This window comes from Chryseobacterium sp. 2VB (genome assembly GCF_005503635.1).
Lineage (GTDB): Bacteria > Bacteroidota > Bacteroidia > Flavobacteriales > Weeksellaceae > Chryseobacterium > Chryseobacterium cupriresistens.
The window spans coordinates 267,262-285,908 of record NZ_SCNC01000001.1 but is presented as its reverse complement, the minus strand read 5'-3'; the positions used below and the strand labels follow the sequence as shown (position 1 = coordinate 285,908).

At 36.5% G+C, this 18,647-nt stretch carries 20 protein-coding genes; 3 read left to right on the top strand and 17 right to left on the bottom strand.

The genetic code is table 11. The features are described from left to right. The first annotated feature begins 5 nt into the window (after positions 1-5). Entirely contained in the window at positions 6-371 is a 366-nt protein-coding gene (locus FFS26_RS22965) for a T9SS type A sorting domain-containing protein (protein WP_410493490.1), read from the top strand. Between the two features lie 196 nt (positions 372-567). Then, positions 568-1,737, top strand: a complete 1,170-nt coding sequence (locus FFS26_RS01280) for a M28 family peptidase (protein WP_137904066.1) — start codon at positions 568-570, stop codon at positions 1,735-1,737. 87 nt (positions 1,738-1,824) lie between these two features. Here FFS26_RS01280 and FFS26_RS01275 read toward each other — a convergent pair whose 3' ends face one another. The 16 genes from FFS26_RS01275 to FFS26_RS01200 all read right to left on the bottom strand — a co-directional run bounded on the left by FFS26_RS01275 (position 1,825) and on the right by FFS26_RS01200 (position 17,254). Further along, positions 1,825-3,189: a S41 family peptidase gene (locus FFS26_RS01275; RefSeq protein WP_137904065.1), complete on the bottom strand. Its 1,365-nt coding sequence runs from the start codon at positions 3,187-3,189 to the stop codon at positions 1,825-1,827. Between the two features lie 64 nt (positions 3,190-3,253). After that, the gene (hisIE, locus tag FFS26_RS01270; protein WP_137904064.1) at positions 3,254-3,841 is read right to left on the bottom strand and encodes a bifunctional phosphoribosyl-AMP cyclohydrolase/phosphoribosyl-ATP diphosphatase HisIE; all 588 of its coding nucleotides are present in this window, start codon (positions 3,839-3,841) and stop codon (positions 3,254-3,256) included. Beyond that, the gene (hisF, locus tag FFS26_RS01265; protein ID WP_137904063.1) at positions 3,838-4,590 is read right to left on the bottom strand and encodes an imidazole glycerol phosphate synthase subunit HisF; all 753 of its coding nucleotides are present in this window, start codon (positions 4,588-4,590) and stop codon (positions 3,838-3,840) included. Before hisF ends, hisIE begins: the two co-directional genes overlap by 4 nt. Then, positions 4,583-5,305 carry a 1-(5-phosphoribosyl)-5-[(5-phosphoribosylamino)methylideneamino]imidazole-4-carboxamide isomerase gene (gene hisA / locus FFS26_RS01260; protein ID WP_137904062.1) on the bottom strand — a complete coding sequence of 241 codons (723 nt, stop codon included), beginning with the start codon at positions 5,303-5,305 and terminating at the stop codon, positions 4,583-4,585. Before hisA ends, hisF begins: the two co-directional genes overlap by 8 nt. A 2-nt stretch (positions 5,306-5,307) precedes the next feature. Further along, positions 5,308-5,886 (bottom strand): imidazole glycerol phosphate synthase subunit HisH, encoded by a 579-nt coding sequence (gene hisH / locus FFS26_RS01255; RefSeq protein WP_110008807.1) that lies wholly within the window; start codon positions 5,884-5,886, stop codon positions 5,308-5,310. Positions 5,887-5,888: 2 nt separating this feature from the next. After that, positions 5,889-6,983, bottom strand: a complete 1,095-nt coding sequence (gene hisB, locus FFS26_RS01250; RefSeq protein WP_137904061.1) for a bifunctional histidinol-phosphatase/imidazoleglycerol-phosphate dehydratase HisB — start codon at positions 6,981-6,983, stop codon at positions 5,889-5,891. Positions 6,984-7,150: 167 nt separating this feature from the next. After that, positions 7,151-8,176 (bottom strand): histidinol-phosphate transaminase, encoded by a 1,026-nt coding sequence (hisC, locus tag FFS26_RS01245; protein ID WP_137904060.1) that lies wholly within the window; start codon positions 8,174-8,176, stop codon positions 7,151-7,153. Positions 8,177-8,267: 91 nt separating this feature from the next. Continuing rightward, positions 8,268-9,542: a histidinol dehydrogenase gene (gene hisD, locus FFS26_RS01240; RefSeq protein ID WP_137904059.1), complete on the bottom strand. Its 1,275-nt coding sequence runs from the start codon at positions 9,540-9,542 to the stop codon at positions 8,268-8,270. Between the two features lie 323 nt (positions 9,543-9,865). Further along, on the bottom strand, positions 9,866-10,723 hold the full coding sequence (gene hisG, locus FFS26_RS01235; RefSeq protein ID WP_110008803.1) for an ATP phosphoribosyltransferase: 858 nt from the start codon (positions 10,721-10,723) through the stop codon (positions 9,866-9,868). 245 nt (positions 10,724-10,968) lie between these two features. Next, the gene (locus FFS26_RS01230) at positions 10,969-12,066 is read right to left on the bottom strand and encodes a glycosyltransferase family 4 protein (protein ID WP_110008802.1); all 1,098 of its coding nucleotides are present in this window, start codon (positions 12,064-12,066) and stop codon (positions 10,969-10,971) included. After that, on the bottom strand, positions 12,063-12,839 hold the full coding sequence (locus tag FFS26_RS01225) for a polysaccharide deacetylase family protein (protein WP_110008801.1): 777 nt from the start codon (positions 12,837-12,839) through the stop codon (positions 12,063-12,065). Before FFS26_RS01225 ends, FFS26_RS01230 begins: the two co-directional genes overlap by 4 nt. Before the next feature lies 1 nt (position 12,840). Then, positions 12,841-13,770: a glycosyltransferase family 2 protein gene (locus FFS26_RS01220; protein ID WP_110008905.1), complete on the bottom strand. Its 930-nt coding sequence runs from the start codon at positions 13,768-13,770 to the stop codon at positions 12,841-12,843. Positions 13,771-13,775: 5 nt separating this feature from the next. Then, positions 13,776-14,945 (bottom strand): glycosyltransferase family 87 protein, encoded by a 1,170-nt coding sequence (locus FFS26_RS01215; protein ID WP_110008800.1) that lies wholly within the window; start codon positions 14,943-14,945, stop codon positions 13,776-13,778. Positions 14,946-14,974: 29 nt separating this feature from the next. After that, on the bottom strand, positions 14,975-15,787 hold the full coding sequence (locus FFS26_RS01210) for a 2,3,4,5-tetrahydropyridine-2,6-dicarboxylate N-succinyltransferase (RefSeq protein ID WP_089691708.1): 813 nt from the start codon (positions 15,785-15,787) through the stop codon (positions 14,975-14,977). Positions 15,788-15,859: 72 nt separating this feature from the next. Further along, positions 15,860-16,468, bottom strand: a complete 609-nt coding sequence (locus tag FFS26_RS01205; protein WP_137904058.1) for a methyltransferase family protein — start codon at positions 16,466-16,468, stop codon at positions 15,860-15,862. 240 nt (positions 16,469-16,708) lie between these two features. Then, positions 16,709-17,254 carry a C40 family peptidase gene (locus FFS26_RS01200; protein ID WP_137904057.1) on the bottom strand — a complete coding sequence of 182 codons (546 nt, stop codon included), beginning with the start codon at positions 17,252-17,254 and terminating at the stop codon, positions 16,709-16,711. Between the two features lie 181 nt (positions 17,255-17,435). Here FFS26_RS01200 and FFS26_RS01195 point away from each other — a divergent pair, with 181 nt between their 5' ends. Further along, complete coding sequence (locus FFS26_RS01195) at positions 17,436-18,074, top strand: hypothetical protein (RefSeq protein WP_137904056.1); 639 nt, start codon at positions 17,436-17,438, stop codon at positions 18,072-18,074. 39 nt (positions 18,075-18,113) lie between these two features. Here the strand turns inward: FFS26_RS01195 and FFS26_RS01190 are convergent, their stop codons facing one another. After that, positions 18,114-18,482 carry a hypothetical protein gene (locus FFS26_RS01190; RefSeq protein WP_110008797.1) on the bottom strand — a complete coding sequence of 123 codons (369 nt, stop codon included), beginning with the start codon at positions 18,480-18,482 and terminating at the stop codon, positions 18,114-18,116. Positions 18,483-18,647 lie beyond the last annotated feature (165 nt).

The following is an 18,647-nucleotide window of genomic DNA, read 5'->3' as shown; positions in this document are numbered from 1 at the left end:
ATACAGTGAATGATACTTTTGCCAACACCGATCCTGTTTATATTTACAAGATAGGAAAAGCATCCGTAGGAGCATTGCAGCATTTCGCTGTTGCTACCAGCACATTGGGAACGCATGAAACAGCAGTAAAAAATACGTTGGAAAGTGTAAAAATCTATCCAAATCCAGCCAAAGATGTTATCAATATTGAACTTCCGGACTCCGGAATTAAAAATTTCACTTTTGAAATCACGGATTTTCAGGGACGATCTATTTTCAGGAGAAACAATGAAACAAGTATTAATGCTTCAGGCCTGGAAAACGGAGCTTATATCGGAATTTTAAAAATTGGAGATCAAAAGGTTGTCAGAAAAGTGATGATTGAAAGATAAGCCAGTATACAATACGAATAAAAAGACTTTTGAAGCTATTCAAAGGTCTTTTTTTTGCCAGAACTGCATTATACTATTCATAAGGCAATTGTAATAATTAATATGATATTCATAATAAATATTATTTTATTTTAACACATTAAACACTTTGTTGTGATTTATTTACTACATTCGTGTCACCAAAATAATATTATATATGAAAAAATTCACAACACTTTTATGCTCAGCATTGATGATGCAGAGTATTGCGGCTCAAACTTTTATTCAGGCTTACAAAGACAGAGCAGATATGGTTACCCAAACCAATATCACCACCAATCTTCAGGAGTTTAGTAATTTAGGGGTAAAAACTACAGGTTCAGTAGCCAATGCCAATACCCTGAACTGGATCAAAAACAAGTATCTTTCTTACGGTTATACGGCCAGTCAGATAGAAGAAAGTCCTTTTACCTTTGGAAGTACCAGCTCTAAAAATTTAATAATTACCAAAACAGGAACGCTTTATCCTAACAAATATGTTATTATCTGCGGGCATTTCGATACCATCTATGGCCCGGGAGTGAATGATAACGGCAGCGGGACTTCAATTATACTGGAAGCCGCAAGGATTCTAAGAAATGTCCCTACTGAATATTCTATAAAGTTCATTCATTTTTCCGGGGAAGAACAAGGGCTAAAAGGAAGCAGCCATTATGTGAATAATGTAGTATATCAGGGAGGTGCCCGCAAATTGGATATCAAACTGGTTTTCAATCTGGATCAGGTAGGCGGCGTGAAAGGAAATAATAATACCACCGTATATTGTGATGAAGATCAGGGAGGAGTATCCAGTAATAATGCAGCTTCTGCAGCTGTCACACAACAACTGAGAAATTGTACTGCACTCTACTCACCTCTTCTGACTGCCGTAGATCCGGCAGCTGATACGGATTATATTCCTTTCGAACAGAAAGGTGAAGTGATTACCGGATTTTTTGAAAGGATAAGAAGCACTTACCCTCACAGCTCTAAGGATACTTTCACCAACATGGATCCTGTTTATGTATACAAGATCGGAAAAGCAACCGTTGGTGCTTTGCAGCATTTTGCAGCAGCATCCACTACCATGAGCAAACCCGCTTCAAAAAATTCACTGGAAGCTGTAAAGATCTACCCTAATCCAGCCAGCAATGTGATTAATATTGATTTACCGGATTCTAAGGGAGTGGATTTCAGTTTTGAAATCAGCAATTCTTTGGGAAGGTCCCTTTTGAAAGTCAATAACGAAAGAAAGGTTAATGTTTCATCCCTTCAGAACGGAGTCTATGTTGGAGTTTTGAAAGTGGGTGAAGAAACCCTTGTTAAGAATATTATGATTGAAAGATAAGAAATCAATTCATTGATAATAAAAAACAGCAGGGTTATTCTATTCCTGCTGTTTTGTTTTTATGCATTAAATACAACACATAGAATTTTAAAGCTCTTCAACAATCTGTTCTCTTGTTTTGTTATTTAAATCAATAACTTTTATAGGGATAAGCTTGTTAGGTAATATATTTCCTGCCGGCCTGATCCATTCCTTGACCCCAAAAAGGAAATCAAGTTTGGTGTTGGGAGTCTGAAAGCTAATCAGTTCACCAAAATGATTGGGATGTCCTCTTTCAGGTGCTTCACCTACTACTTCTGCCAATTTGTTATCCAAAACCATGACGCTGAACATCATAGCACTGGAAAATGTATTTTTTCCAACAATGATATAAGTCTTCCCATGGAATCGCAACGGATTTTCATCCGCTGTTACAGAACGAGAACGGATCGGATAGTAATCACCATCTTTTATTTTGCTATATTCTGCAGATTCTTTATTGTTTGCTTTTAAATAATCAGCGTACTCTTTACTTTTTTTAAATTTTCCCTGATAAGTATAATACGTTTTATCTGAAAAATAGTTAATAAGTAAATTTCCAACGGCAGAATTTCCTCCGGAATTGTTGTGAACATCAATGACTAAATTTTTAGCATTGTCTTTTTTGATCTGACTGAAAATACTGTCCAATTTTGTTTTCCATTCTTCCAGAGTGAATGTATTTCTGTCATCAAAAGTATTGACTGTTAAATAAGCATAATCCTTTATTTTTTTATAATCAAGAGGTTTAAAATCTTCTTTTTTCTTAGGCTGAGACTTTGAAGCATTGGCTTTCAGCTGTTCCAGAGAAATACTTTTAACCACTGTTTGCAGACCGCTTTTAAACTTCAGGTTATAGTCATCTGTGATAAAGTAACAGTACTTATTAATCATTATCCAAAACCGATCAACAGCTATGGGTATTCGTTCTTCTTTAGCGCCCGGAATAGTTTGGGCACAGGTCTCCAGGACTTCATGAATTGGTATAGTATTCAGCGAAATCACTTCGTCACCAATAGTAAGTTTACTGTCTGAATAGTTTTCCGTAAGAAGCATTTTGCCATTTTCATATTTGAATTTCAACGGTAAAACTTTCATACTTTTTCTAATGCTGTCAGTAACGCAAAAGTCAGACATTGAACTATGTTCGTCGTTCAATGTGACAATCAAAGGCTTTGCGAGGTAATAAAAATCCTTCTGCGTCATGCCATCTTTCAGAGAATTACGGATATCTGTGTATTTTTTTTCAAATTCTGATTTTGAAATTTCTGTATAGGGATTGACGTGTGCATTGGTTATTTTTGTCTTAATAAAGTCTACATCCTGCTCCAGCTGCTGCTTAGTAAATTTCTGAGAATAAAGTTCGTTACAGTTTTTCTGGGCAAAAGCAGATTGAACAAACAAAACTGCAAGTAAGGTTAATTTTAATTTCATAGATATTCGTTTCCGAAGGATTAGTGGCTTGATATTTACTTTTGTTACAGTTGAAAAAAGTTGTTTATTTATTCCTGATTTTAAGAATCTCTTCAATTTCCCCCATTGAAAATCCTTTGGCTTTCAATAAAATTAAAAAGTGATACAGCAGATCTGCAGCTTCGTTTTTAAAGAGATCATCATTATTGTCTTTTGCTTCTATAACCAATTCTACGGCCTCCTCGCCTAATTTTTGAGCCATTTTATTGATTCCTCTCTGATATAATGAGTAAGTATATGAGTCTTCAGCCTTCGTATCTATTCTCTGAGAGATTTTTTCTTCCAGTTCATACAGAAATCCTTTAGTATTCTTTTCCCCGAAACAACTAAAACTTCCTGTATGGCAAACCACATTTTTCGGAACGGCTTTAATTAAAATGGTATCCTGATCACAGTCGATGTCAATACTTTTTACCGTTAAAAAATTACCCGATTCCTCACCTTTTGTCCAGAGTCTGTTTTTGGAACGGCTGAAAAAAGTAACAATTCCTTCTGCCTGTGTTTTTTCAAAAGCTTCCTCGTTCATGTAGCCCAGCATCAAAACCTGCAATGTTCTGTTGTCCTGAATAACCACAGGCACAAGGCCATTATCTTTATTAAAATCTATTTTCATCGTACTTCAATTTTTTGAGTTTTTAACTGTTGTTTTAAATCCTGAATCCCTATTTCATTAAAATGAAAAATACTGGCTGCCAATCCTCCTGTAGCTTTTGTTTCATTAAATACTTTAACAAAATCATCAATGTTACCAGCGCCTCCGGAAGCAATCACCGGAATGCTTATATTTTCTGAAACCAGCTTTGTAATCCTAATATCAAAGCCGTTTTTTGTGCCGTCACCATCCATAGAAGTCAGTAGAATTTCACCTGCTCCAAGAGATTCTGCTTGTTTTGCCCATTGTAGCGTAGAAAGTTCAGTGGCTTCTCTTCCTCCTTTGATATGCACCAGATCTTTATCACCTACTTGCTTTGTATCAATAGCAACCACTACACACTGGCTCCCGAATTCTTGGGCCAGATCAGAAATAAGACCTGGATTTTTTACGGCTGAAGAATTGATGCTGATCTTGTCTGCACCTGCTTCCAAAAGCTTTCTCACATCCTCCACAGACGATATCCCGCCTCCTACTGTAAAAGGGATACTCAATTCTTTTGCGATCTCTTTTACCAGTTCTACAAATGTTTTTCTATCCTCAATTGTGGCGGTAATATCCAGAAAAACAAGCTCATCGGCACCTTCCCGTTCATACTTTTTGGCAAGTTCCACAGGATCTCCGGCGCTTTTAAGATCTTCAAAGTTAACACCTTTTACCGTAGCTCCATCCTTAATATCCAGACATGGGATAATTCTTTTCTTAAGCATTTTCAATAAAATTTTGAAGTTGTTGTAAACTTATTTTTCCCTCATAAATTGCTTTTCCGATGATCGTCCCTGCACAGCCGATATCCTTCATCTTATAGACATCAGCAATGCCTGAAATACCGCCGCTTGCTACCAGCTGAACAGATGTTTTATATAAGATCTCAATATAAAGCCCTGTTGAGGGACCTTCCAGCATACCATCTTTTGCAATATCAGTACAAATGGCGGTCTGTATTCCTTTTTCCTGATACTGAAGGATAAAATCAATGATATCATGAGCACTTTCTTCCAGCCATCCGGATGTTTTAATCTTTCTGTTTTCACAATCTGCACCTAAAATGATTTTTTCCGCTCCATATTTTTCAATCATTCCAAAACAAAATTCAGGATCCTGAACGGCAATACTTCCTAAAGTGATCTGCTTTGCCCCGGAATTAAAAGCGGTTTCAATATCTTCCTGGGTTTTTAGCCCTCCTCCAAAATCGATATGCAGCGAAGTAGAACGGGCAATATTTTCCAGAACTTTCTGGTTGACAATATGCTTTGATTTCGCCCCATCAAGATCCACCAAATGAAGGTATTGAATCCCAAAGCTTTCAAACTCTTTTGCCACTTCTACAGGATCTTCATTGTATATTTTCTTTGTATTGTAATCTCCTTTTGACAAACGGACACATTTCCCGTCGATAATATCAATAGCCGGAATTATTTTCATGATTATAAATTTATAAAGTTCTTAACGATCTGATTTCCCACTATTCCCGATTTTTCCGGGTGAAACTGTACTGCATAGAAATTATCTTTCTGCAAAGAAGCACTGAAAGGCAGGATATAATCACAAACCGATGTCGTATAGTCTGACAGTTCACAATAATAGCTGTGAACGAAATACACATCACTACTCTTTTCAATTCCTGAAAACAGTGGCGAAGTCTGCCCGGAAACGGTATTCCAGCCCATATGGGGAACAATATCCTTTGCCGGAAACTTTCTGACATTGATATCAAAAATCCCCATTCCTTCGGTATCTCCTTCTTCATTTTCCCCGCACATCAGCTGCATACCCAGGCATATTCCTAAAACCGGCTGTGTAAGACCAGGAATCAACAGATCAAGCTCTTTTTCCTTCAGCAGTTTCATGGTTGATGAAGCTTCTCCTACACCCGGAAAGATCACTTTATCAGCTTTTAAAATCTGTTCGGGATCATCGGTGACCACGGAATCAACATTCAGTCTGTTGAGGGCATTCTGAACGGAATTTACGTTTCCTCCGTTGTATTTTATTATGGCGATCATATTTATAAACTTCCTTTTGTAGAAGGCAGACTGTAATTAGTATCTGATTGATTCACTGCCATTTTAACAGCCTTTGCAAAGGCTTTAAAGATGGATTCAATTTTGTGGTGTTCGTTATCCCCTTCTGCTTTGATGTTCAGATTCGATTTTGAAGCATCTGTAAATGATTTAAAAAAGTGAAAAAACATTTCCGTAGGTACATCTCCTATTTTTTCTCTTTTAAATTCTGCATCCCAAACCAGCCATGATCTTCCTCCGAAATCGATAGCCACCTGAGAAAGACAGTCATCCATCGGAAGCAGGAAACCATATCGCTCAATACCTTTTTTCTTTCCTAAGGCTTTTAAAATAGCTTCTCCCAGCACAATTCCAGTATCTTCTATCGTGTGGTGTTCATCTACGGCAAGATCACCGTTCACTTTAATCGTAAGATCCATATTTCCGTGTCTGGCAATCTGGTCCAGCATGTGATCAAAAAATTTAAGCCCGGTTGAAATATCTGATTTTCCGTTTCCATCAAGATTGACCTCAATTTCAATATCAGTCTCATTGGTTTTTCTGGAAGCTTTAGCCTTTCTCATTCCGGATTTTAAGAACTGATAGATTTCTGACCATCGCGTTGCAGACAGCTCCGCCTCCTCATTGAAGTTTTTGTTAAGATAAATAGCTTTAGATCCAAGATTTTTAGCAAGTTGAATATCCGTACTTCGATCACCAATTACATAGGAATTTTCAAGGTCGTAATTCCCATAAATATATTTTCCAAGCATTCCAACTCCTGGTTTTCTGGTGGGAAGATTTTCGGATTCAAAGCTTCTGTCAATCAAAATATCACTAAAAATGATCCCTTCATTTTTAAATGCCAGCAACATTTTTTCGTGTGGTTTTATAAAATCTTCTTCAGGAAAACTTTCAGTTCCTAACCCATCCTGATTGGTTACCATTACCAATTCATAATCTAATTCATTGACAATTTTTGCAAGGTTTTGAAAAACTCCCGGATAAAACTCAAGCTTTTCCAGAGAATCTACCTGAAAATCTGCAGGCGGTTCAATAATTAACGTTCCGTCGCGGTCTATAAAGAGTACTTTTTTCATATTTTTTTTATAAATTATTTTTAACCATTAAGCTTTTTTAAGTGGTTAAGAAGCAGTAAGAACATAGCTGAAGCTATTAATTTAGCTTGAATTTTATTCATCCCGATGAATCTTAACTTTTCTTATGATCTTATCTTTCTTAATGGTTATATTTTTGGCAAGCTAGATTATATTCCTTTTAAAAGGTTAATTAATTTTTCATTTTCGGCACGGTTTCCCACATTAATCCTGATACATCCGGGAATCACAGGATCTCTTCTGCTGGTTAAAATCTCTTCTTCAAGCATTTTTCTGTATACACGATCCACATTATCTATTCTGATCAGAAAGAAATTGGCATCGGTTGAAAAAACTTTGGAAATACATTGAATTCCTTCAAATTGCTGTTTTAGCCATGTTCTCTCTTCCAGAATACGGTTTACGTTTCCCTGAAGTCTGTTTTTATCCTCCAGCGTTTTTAAAATCAACTCCTGGCTCAGAACATTCACATTATAAGGCGCTTTTACAGTATTGATAAAGCGGATAATCTCTTCAGATGCATAAGCCATTCCTACTCTTGCTCCGGCAATTCCCCAAGCTTTGGAAAACGTCTGCAATACAATCAGATTGGAATATCGATCCAACAGCTCCAGACTTGATTTTTTTCCTGAAAATTCAATATATGCTTCATCTACCACTACAATGCCATTGAAATTCTGAATATAAAATTCAATATCATCCACACTGTTTCCCGTAGGATTATTGGGCGAGCATAAAAAGAAAATCTTCAGTGAAGGATCTTCTGCTGTTTTTAAAAAATCATTTTTAACGATTTCAAAGTTTTCATCCAGATCCAGTTTCAGAATTTTATTTTCATTGATTGCTGCATAGAAACCGTACATCGCAAAGGACGGATTCATCATCAGAATGGCATCTTTTTTAGGCTCGCAAAAAATTTTAATGATAAGATCTATCAGCTCATCACTTCCGTTTCCTATGGCGATCTGTGAAGGTGAAAGGTTTTTAAGCTCTGCAAGCTTGGTTTTAAGCTTTTTCTGAGTAGAATCCGGGTAGCGGTTGCATTCCCCGAACGGACTTTCATTCGCATCCAGCATGACAGGAGCATTAAATTCATTATGGTCCCTGAAACTGATGTAGGGTTGTAATTGTAATATATTTTCTCTTACGAGTGTTTTGATACTGTTATTTTTCATTGTATTGTTTATTTAAAACTACTTTTAAACCATTAAGTCTAGAACCTTTATTTTTCAAATGGTTTTATGGTTTCTCGTTTTTCAACATTTATCATTTTAATCTTATTGATACTGCATTTTTGTGAGCAAACAGCCCTTCTGCTTCCGCCATGAGTTCTATTGTTTTTCCTAAATTCTGAAGCCCTTCTTTTGAAAGTTGCTGGAATGTTATTTTCTTCACAAAACTATCCAGCGATACGCCACTGTAATTCTTGGCATAGGCATTGGTAGGAAGCGTGTGATTCGTTCCGCTAGCATAATCTCCTGCACTCTCACAGGAATAGTTTCCAAGGAAAACCGAACCTGCATTCTCAATCATCGGAATATATTTTTCAAAATCATTGATGGCCAGAATAAGGTGTTCAGGAGCATAAAGATTGCTGAACTCAAGAGCTTCTTTCAGGGTATTGATCAAAATGAAAGAACTGTTTTCCAAGGCCTGGGCCGCAAATTCATTTCTTGGTAATTCTTTGATTTGCTGCTCAACAGCTTCTACCGTCTCTTCCAGCACTTTAAGATCTGTCGTAATGAAAACCACCTGACTGTCACTTCCGTGCTCTGCCTGCGAAAGAAGATCTGCCGCACAAAATTCAGGAACAGCCTGTTCATCTGCAATCACAAGAACTTCACTTGGTCCGGCAGGCATATCAATAGCTACTCCATACCGTTGTGCATATTCTTTGGCCGCTACGACAAACTGGTTTCCAGGACCGAAAATTTTATTCACCGCAGGAATACTTTCTGTTCCAAACGTCATCGCTGCAACAGCCTGTGCTCCCCCCGTTTTAAAGATTTCCGAAACACCGCAAAGCTTTGCTGCATACAGGATTGCAGGATTGATATGGCCATCTTTATCTGGCGGTGTACAAAGAACTATTTCTTTACATCCGGCCAGATTTGCAGGAACCGCCAACATCAACACTGTAGAAAATAAAGGTGCTGTTCCTCCCGGAATATAAATCCCGACTCTCTCTACAGCACGATTTTCACGCCAGCAAACCACACCTTTTGTGGTTTCAATTTTTTGAATTTCCTGCTTTTGAGAGGCGTGAAATGTTGAAATATTCTCCTTCGCCTGTTGAATGGCTTGCTTTAATTCATCTTGAATCTGATTTTCTGCCTCCTTGATCTCAATTTCAGAAACTTTTAGGACTGAGGTTTCTGCTTTATCAAATTTTTTGTTGAATTCTATTAAAGCTTTATCACCATTTTTTTCAACTTCTGCAAATATTTCTGTGATCAGACCTGAAATTTCTTTCTGTTCCAAGACAGGGCGCTTTACCAGGTTTTTCCAGGTGTCTTTTGTGGGATATCTGTATATTTTCATTGTACTTTTTTATTTTTTTTTGAACCATTAAGATTCTTTTAAGTTGTTAAGTTTCATTAAGATCATAGCTGAAGCTATTTTATTCAGCTGCCTGGTACCTTAATAATTCAATTTTTTTATGAACGCAAAGGCGCAAGTTTTTTAAATCTTTACTTTTTTAAGGCGCAAGAAAATCTAAGATTTTCAGCAAGTGCGTGAGTATAATTTTGTGACTTAAAATGGTATTCAATTTTATCGGAGATAAAATCTTTGCGTCTTAAAATAGCATCAACTTCATTTTTATTGCGCCTTTGCGTTAACCAACATCTATCATTATGATTTTTTTAAATAACCATTTTATCAATTGGAATAATTAGAATGTCCTGTGCTCCATTTTCTTTGAGTTCGTCAATGACATCCCAGAAACGTTCTTCATCAATCACAGAATGAATACTGCTCCAGCCTTCTTCTGCAAGCGGAATCACCGTAGGACTTTTCAATACGGGAAGAACGCCGGCAACTTTCTGTATTTTTTCGTTGGGAACATTCATCAGAATGTATTTTGAATTTTTTGCTTTTAAAACGGCTTTGATTCTGAATACAAATTTTTCAAGAATGGCTTCTTTTTCAGTTGATAACCGGGGCGTTTGAGCCAGCACAGCTTCCGATTTCAGTAAAGTAACCGTTTCTCTTAATCCGTTTTTGAATAGAGTACTTCCGGAACTTACAATATCACATATTCCGTCCGCCAGACCGATATTAGGGGCTATTTCTACAGAACCTGAAATCACGTGAATGTCTGATACAATTCCCTGGTTTTCTAAAAAGTTTTTGAGGGTGTTAGGATAAGAGGTAGCAATTTTTTTACCCTGAAAATAAGAGATGTCGTCCGTTTCTATTTCTTTGGGAACAGCCAGTGAAACACGGCATTTTGAAAAACCAAGCTTCTGGATAGTTTTGATGTTTTTACCTTTTTCAACCAGAAGATTTTCGCCAAGAATGGCTACATCCACCACTCCGTCTTCCAGGTATTGCGGGATGTCTGAGTTCCGGAGATACATGATTTCCATCGGAAAGTTATCGACTGAAACTTTGAGCTGGTCTTTACCGTTGTTGACAAAGATTCCACAGTCTTTGAGAAGCTGAAGAGATTCTTCGTACAGCCGGCCGCTTTTTTGAATTGCAATTTTTAATTTACTCATTTTGCCTTTTTTGGGTCCGAGCAAATAAAAACTGATCTGTTGAAATTTCTGAGGAGAATTCAGGAAACAAAAAAACCGCCTATTTACTCAGACGGTTTTAATTATTTTTGATTTTAGCACATACTATATCAATCAATTCCGTCTAGCAGAGATGATGATGATAATGATGTAATGCTAAAAATATTGGTTTCATTGTTTGAATTATGATGCAAATGTAGGATTTATTTTTAAAATGCAAAGTTTTTTCAGAGAATTTTTTGATAAAAATTTATCAGCTCCTTTGCAATGGGTTCGTCATTAAACTTTTGAACAAACTCGAAACCCTTTTCTTCACGGCGTTTTCTCTCGGATTCATTTTCCCAGAGAAATTTAAGTTTGGCGCGAATATCGAGATCATTGTCCGGATTGATGTACACAGAGTCTTTTCCTCCCGCTTCCGGCAGACAGCTGGTATTGCTGGTAACAACAACCGTTTTGGAGAAAAGTGCCTCAATGACAGGAATTCCGAAGCCTTCAAAGAAGCTTGGATAGATAAAAATATCGGCCAGTTTATAAAGGCAAGCCAGTTCATCCATAGAAACTCCTTCGAGGAAGAGCACCTGCTTTTCCATTTTATTCTTTTTCAGAAAACGTTCTATTTTCTGATAGTATTTTGTCTTTCTTCCCACCACAACCAATGGAATTTCTGTTCCGCTGATCGCTTTTACAACATTCAGAAGATTTTTGCGGTCTTCGATGGTTCCAACATTCAGTACAAACCTTTCGGGAAGCTTAAATTTCACTTTGACAGCTTTCATCAATTCCGGAGACTGCTGTTCTTTAAAAGCATGATGACAGCCCTGATAAATGACTTCAATTTTAGATTCAGGAACTTTTAAATACTGAATAATATCTCTTTTGGTCTGTTCTGAAATCGCAATGATTTTGTCAGCCGTATCAGCGGCTTTTTTGAATTTCCAGAAATGGATTTTCCTGTCAAAAAAGGAATAATACTGCGGATATCTTACAAAGATCAGATCATGAATGGTAACGACCTTTTTAATAGGTTTTGAATCCCATTTTAAAGGAAGTTCACCAGATAATCCATGGAAAATATCTGCGTCCTGCTTTTGGGCATCTTTACCCATTTTCAGCTGACGTGAAAAGTTTCCTTTTGAGGTTTCAATAAAATGAACATTCGGACGATTAAAAATCTCTTTTCCTCTCTCCGATTTGTTTTTGTTGAGCAACAGATATTCGTTGTCCGGTTCATATTCGGAAAGAATTCTTACAAGATCTCTCGAATAGTTTCCCAGGCCGGATGTATTGTGGAAAAACCGTTTGGCATCAAAGGCAATCTTCATCGTTGGATCTGTTTTTGAAATTCCTGAAATGTGCCGAATGTATGGCCTTTTTCTTTCAGCCAGCCTACAAACGAGTCAAACCTTTCCACCATCTCTTTTCCTGAGTTTTTTACCGTAAATCCGGGAAGTTTAAAAGCTTCATCTTTTATTTCTGCAAATTCCCATGGATGGAAATAAATATTCAGATAATTATCCTTTTTCAAGGTGTCCGAAGCCAGTTTTTTGTAGAAAAACAAAGGGAAATTGTGAAAGCTTAGCCAAAACAAAGGAATTCTGAAGTTAGGAGAAACCGAAGCCGGAATCTGCGTTACATTTCCTTCTTTGAAATACGTTCTTGATACTTTTAAATTATTATATCTTCCCGGCAAAAATGTAGGGTTGATGGAGGAATTGTATGCGTATCCTGCTTCTTCCACTGCTTTTTCATCTACCGGCATCATTCTCGGCATTCTTAATCCGGTCACCTTTGTGGAAAATAACCCTTCCAGCCTTTCTCTTGATTCTTTCAGGTGTTTGTCTTCAAATTCTGAATGAAACCACGTGTGAGAGGCCAGCTCATGACCTTCATGTAGCAACCTTTCAATAAGATGTTTGCTGTTTTCTGCAAAAACTACCGTGGAAAAAAAGGTAGCGTTGGCATTATGTTTTTTAAGGATATTGAGGATTCTCTCCAATCCTGTCTGTGAAATTGAAATCTGCTTTTCAAAGGGAATTTCACCCTTATATTCTAATGGCATATCAAATTCTTCAATGTCAAAACTCAATAAAACCATTTTAAAAATTTTTGTTTTTAATAATATAATTAGGTCTGTCTTTCACCTGTTTAAATATTTTACCTAAATAAATTCCCATGATACCAAGGATGATCAACTGAAGTCCTCCAAAGAAAACAATGGTCATAATCAAAGATGCCCAACCGGAAATCTCTGTTTTGGCAATAAATGAATGAATTACGTAGGCTCCATATCCGATTACTGAAAGCGCTGAGAATAAAAAGCCCAGATATGCTGCCAGATAAAGGGGTTTTACACTGAAAGCAGTGATTCCCGTAAAGGCAAAAGTAAACATCTTTTTAAGATTGTAACTGCTTTTCCCTGATAGTCTTTCTGCTGCAGTAAAATCGATTCCTGTTTGTTTGAACCCCATCCAGCTCGTTAATCCTCTAAGGAACAGATCGTCTTCATTAAAATTTCTCATCACTTCAACTGCACTGGCATCCAATAGTCTGAAATCTGAGCCGCCGCCTTTTGTTAAGTTAACATCTGAAAGGCTTGATAAAAGCTTGTAAAATAAGTCTGATGTTTTTCTTTTAAAAAAAGAAATCTCTTTAGGATAAGTTCTAAAAGTAAAAACAACATCATAGCCTTCTTCCCATTTCTGAATCATTTCCGGAATAAGCGCCGGCGGATGCTGAAGATCTCCATCCATAGAAATGACTGCATTTCCGTGGGCATTGTCCATACCTGCCTTTACAGCCGGCTGGTGTCCGAAATTACGGGAAAATTCGATGAATTTCACTTCATCATACTGACTGGAAAGTTCTTCTAATTTTTGTTGAGTATTGTCTCTGCTGCCATCATTCACAAATATGATTTCAAAGTCATAATTGTTTAAACCATCAAAAACTTCTTTAATTTTCTGATGGATCATGGCAACGTTTCCTTCTTCGTTATAAGCGGGAATTACAATTGAAATTTTCTTCATATGCATTAATTCAGGCTGTAATTTTTCTCAAAATCTTTAGTCAGAAGCTCATAAGTCACTCTCAACCAGATTACAATACAAGGTACGGCTTTTAATGAATATTTGATGATATAATTCTCTTTTACAAATTTCGGGAAAAGATCCGAAGTTGAGAAACAGGTAAAGATAATGACAAAAACCAACAATCCAATAATCAATGGTGTTCTTTCTTTCTGAAGGAAAAACCAGATCAGCACTCCTACCACCGCAATAATATAGGTTGGAGATTCTGAACTGGAACTGAACAATACCAAAAACAGTAATGTTGAAGCCAGAATCATCAGTTGGAATGCGTAGTGTTTATACTGTTTAATTCTGATGTAAGGCAAAGCAAAAAGCGGTAGTCCGCCTGCTAAAAATACAAGATTTGAAATAGATGCATCTCCCAAAATTCTTCTTACAAAGCCCATTAAAGAGATGTCCTGCATATTTCCAAGAACCTGATTTTCATTATTCTTCTCTACAATAGACTGAAACCAGTCCGAGTAGCACTGAATGACAAACTGCGGACTTGAATACGCCATAGGAAGCACGAAAAATAATAGGGCAATAGCAACTCCTGAAAGAATAAATTTAGTTTTGTTTTTAATAAAGAAAAACTGCGTTAATCCTACAATTCCATAGATTTTCACAAATATTCCTATTAAAATTGCGGTTACAGATTTTACTTCTTTTCTTTCGTAAATATATACTGCGGATAACAACAAAAGACCTGTCAGTGCCACATTGAACTGCAGGCTTAATGCTGCTGTAATGTATTCCTGAAGACAAAGCAGCCCGAAAATCGCTTTCTTGCTGTCTGAAAACGGCAGTTTATAAATTCCGTAGATAAAGATGAAGGTATTGGCAATATTCCAGAGTGATATTCCCAGCCAATCCGGCATCATGGCGAATGGTGCGATCAATGCACTGAAAAATACACCATAATGGTTCAGATCAAAATAAAGATCAGGATAATGGATAAATAAGTTTTTCTGATGAATGGTATTAAAGAATACATTTTTAAAAATCAGATAGTTATTGATCGCATAATCTCCTCTCAGGTATTTGGAAATTGCTGTTACAACGGATATAATAAGATAAACCCCAAATATATATTTAGGGTTTAATAGTATTTTAAGAAATTTTTCTTTCAAGATTGTGGTATTAGCTTAAAATATTAATCTTAAACAGCTACATTATTCTCTCTCAATGCGTCATTCAGAGATGTTTTCTTATCTGTAGATTCCTTTCTCTGACCGATAATCAAAGCACATGGAACCTGATATTCTCCAGCCGGATACTGTTTTGTATAGCTTCCTGGAATAACTACTGAACGTGCAGGAACTCTTCCTTTGATTTCAACAGGTGTATCTCCTGTAACGTCGATAATTTTTGTAGAAGCGGTCAATACTACATTAGCACCCAATACAGCTTCTTTTTCTACGTGAACTCCTTCCACAACGATACATCTTGAACCGATAAAGCAGTCATCTTCAATGATTACCGGAGCTGCCTGTAACGGCTCCAATACTCCACCGATCCCAACACCTCCACTCAGGTGAACATTTTTACCGATCTGTGCACAGCTTCCTACTGTCGCCCATGTATCTACCATTGTTCCGGAATCTACATAAGCACCAATGTTTACATAAGAAGGCATCATAATTACTCCGGGAGCAATATAAGCTCCTTCTCTGGCAACCGCATGCGGTACAACTCTCACTCCTTTTTCAGCATAATTTCTCTTTAAAGGCATCTTGTCATGAAATTCAAACGGACCTACTTCAATAGTTTCCATTTTCTGGATCGGAAAATACATTACTACTGCTTTTTTCACCCATTCATTTACCTGCCATCCATTTTCAGTAGGCTCTGCTGTACGAAGTTCACCCTTATCAACCAAAGAAATAACCTCTCTAATTGCCTTCTGGCTGTCTTCATTCTGCAATAAATCTCTGTTGTCCCAGATATTTTCAATAGTTTGTTGTAACGACATGTTTCTTATTTAAAATTATACCGGCCAAAGATACAAAAAAGTTCAGCAAAACTGTTTTTAACATTAGTTTAATTAATAGCCCAGCATACGCTTCACTCTCTTTTTATAGGTCAGGTAAATTTCTCCGTGTTCCTTTAGCAGGAACTCTTCTTCAAGCCTGATTTGAATCTGCATTAAAATATTTCCCGTCAGAAGAAAAGAAAAAGTAATGACAGTAGGAAAAACAAGAAAAAATCCGATAAGACTGATGGTCATACCCAGAAATACAGGATTTCTTGAAAACCTGAATAATCCGTCAGTGACAAGTTCTGTTTTTGTTGTGCTGTCAATCCCGATACGCCACGAGTTTTTCATTTGCAACTGGGCAATAACAACCCAAATCAAGGCCATCATCATTAAACCCAACCCTGTGTATTGAATGAGATTATATTCCAAAGCATTGATTTTAAAAGCAGAGAAAATCTCTTTCGGAAAGAGTAAAAGAAGTATTGTATACATAAACAAAGCCAATAAAATCAGCTTAAAATAAAATCCTACCAATCCGTATGCAGAATCATCTTTGGGAAGGACATTAGGATTTTTACCAATTTGTTGAGCCACTTTGTAGCTAATTCCTACAAAAGAGACCAAAAAGAAAATAATGAAGTAAAAAGGGATAAAAAATCTGATAAAATCTGCCATATGATAATTGTTTTGGGCAAATTTGCTAAGTTTTGTGATGCAATGCTATTGCAATGACAAGAATATTATTGATTTGCAGAAATGCGCAGTTGTAAACCTGGAAATTCCCCTCCACCGGAGGGGTGTCAAAAATTCAGAGAATTTTTGACGGGGTGGTTAAAGAATAGTTATAAGTTTGAGCTAAAGTCCGTTCCTAGTGAATATTTTGTCCTGACATCCAATATCATTCATAATAAAACCTTACAACACTCTTTGAGCATGAAGATAGGCCTTATTCCAGTATTTTTCGTTAAGAGATGAGATAATAACCCCTTTTGAAGTAGAAGCATGAATGAATTTCACTTCTCCATCAGGACCGATATCATGAACAATCCCTACGTGAGAGACCCTGCTTCCTCCCGCTGTTGCAAAAAATAAGAGATCCCCGGGTTTTACGTCTTTGATATCAATATTTTTTCCGGCCTCGGCCTGATCAGAAGATCTTCTCGGAAGATTAAAATCATTTTCTTCAAATACTTTTACGGTAAATCCTGAGCAGTCAAATCCTGAAGAAGTACTTCCTCCGAATTTATAGGGTGTTCCGATATACTTTTCTGCATCTTTCAGAATATCATTGATTGATCTGGATACACTTCCGTTAAATTTTGAATCCAGTTTTCTGAGGTTTTCAGCTTTTGCAACGCTCTTTGTATTTGATTTTTTACTGGCGGAAGCACTTTTTGAGGATCCGCAGGAAACTACCAAAACAGAGGCTGCCAATACAACAGCAATCTGCTTTATTATCATTTTTTGTTGAAATAATCCCGTTCCCATACTCTTCTGATTTATAATTAATTAACAAAACGTAGTACAAATATACATTTTATATTGTAATTATAGTATAACTATACTACAACTATATTATAAATATATGTTAAAATTTTGGTTTTCATTATTTATTGGTATATTTGATTTCTATTTTAAAGATATGGCAACCTATGAAAGTGTAATCAAGATTACAGGAGCGGTGGGCGACCTGGTATTTTATAACCTGAACGGCAAAAATGTGGTTCGGAAGAAAAGCGGGTTTAATAAAGCTGCGTTTAAAAAGAATCCGTCATATGAGAAGGTAAGACAGAACAGTTCTGAATTCGGGCATTGTTCCAAAATGGGAAAAGTGATCCGGAAGAGTCTGGATGCCTATATTAAAGAATCAGGAGATCCCCTGCTCTACCAGAAGTTTGCCAAGGTGATGACAGCCATCAAAGATTTGGATACAATTTCTGAAAGGGGAAAAAGAACAGTTGAAAACGGTTTAAAGACTGAAGAAGGAAGAAAATTGCTGGTAGCATTTCAATTCGGCATTATTAAGAATGTTTCTGATTGTATAAGGATTAAAGATCATGTTCTGTATAAAAATGATTATTGTACATCAGACCATGCGGTGATTTTAACTTTAAAATTAGATTCTGAAAATTATAGCGTAGAAAGTAATGAAGAGATTATGAGTTGGAATCAAGAGCAAAAGAAACCGTTAAAAAAATATTTTTCTGATGAGGGTTTTCTGCTCTGTTTTGCAGCATTGAAAAATGAACATGATGAGATTACCCATATGGGATTTGTATAAATAAAAAAGTCTGCAGGATATCCTGCAGACTTTCTTGTCTTATTTCTTTTCTCCTTTCCAGGTTCCTGATATGGAAGGTGTAGGAAGTGAGTTTGACCAGTTTCCGTTTCCTTTTTTATCTGTAGATAATGTTCCTCTGAATTCTCCTTTCGAAGGAAGTCCTACGGTTGCGTTCAGATCTCCTGTTTCACTTAAATTCCCGGAAATGTTATAGTTTTCATTATTGACATCGGAATGCATTGTTCCCACCACTTTACCACTCTCATCTACCACGAAGTTCCAAACTCCTTTATCACCTCCTTCATAAGAACCAGACCATGTTCCTACATAATCATAAATAGTATCATCATCAGAGCTGCAACCGATAAATAAAAACGCCGTAAATAAAAGTAAAAAAAGTTTCTTCATAGTTTCAGTAGTTTTATAACCTAAAATTCTGTTATTCTCATCTGCCTTCCTTCCAAAAGTACAGCTGGGTGAGAATGCTTAATATTTATTATTTTTTTTGTTCCGTGCAAATCTACTAATTTTTTCATTCAAATTATCTGAATTTTAATCAGCGTTCAATATGTT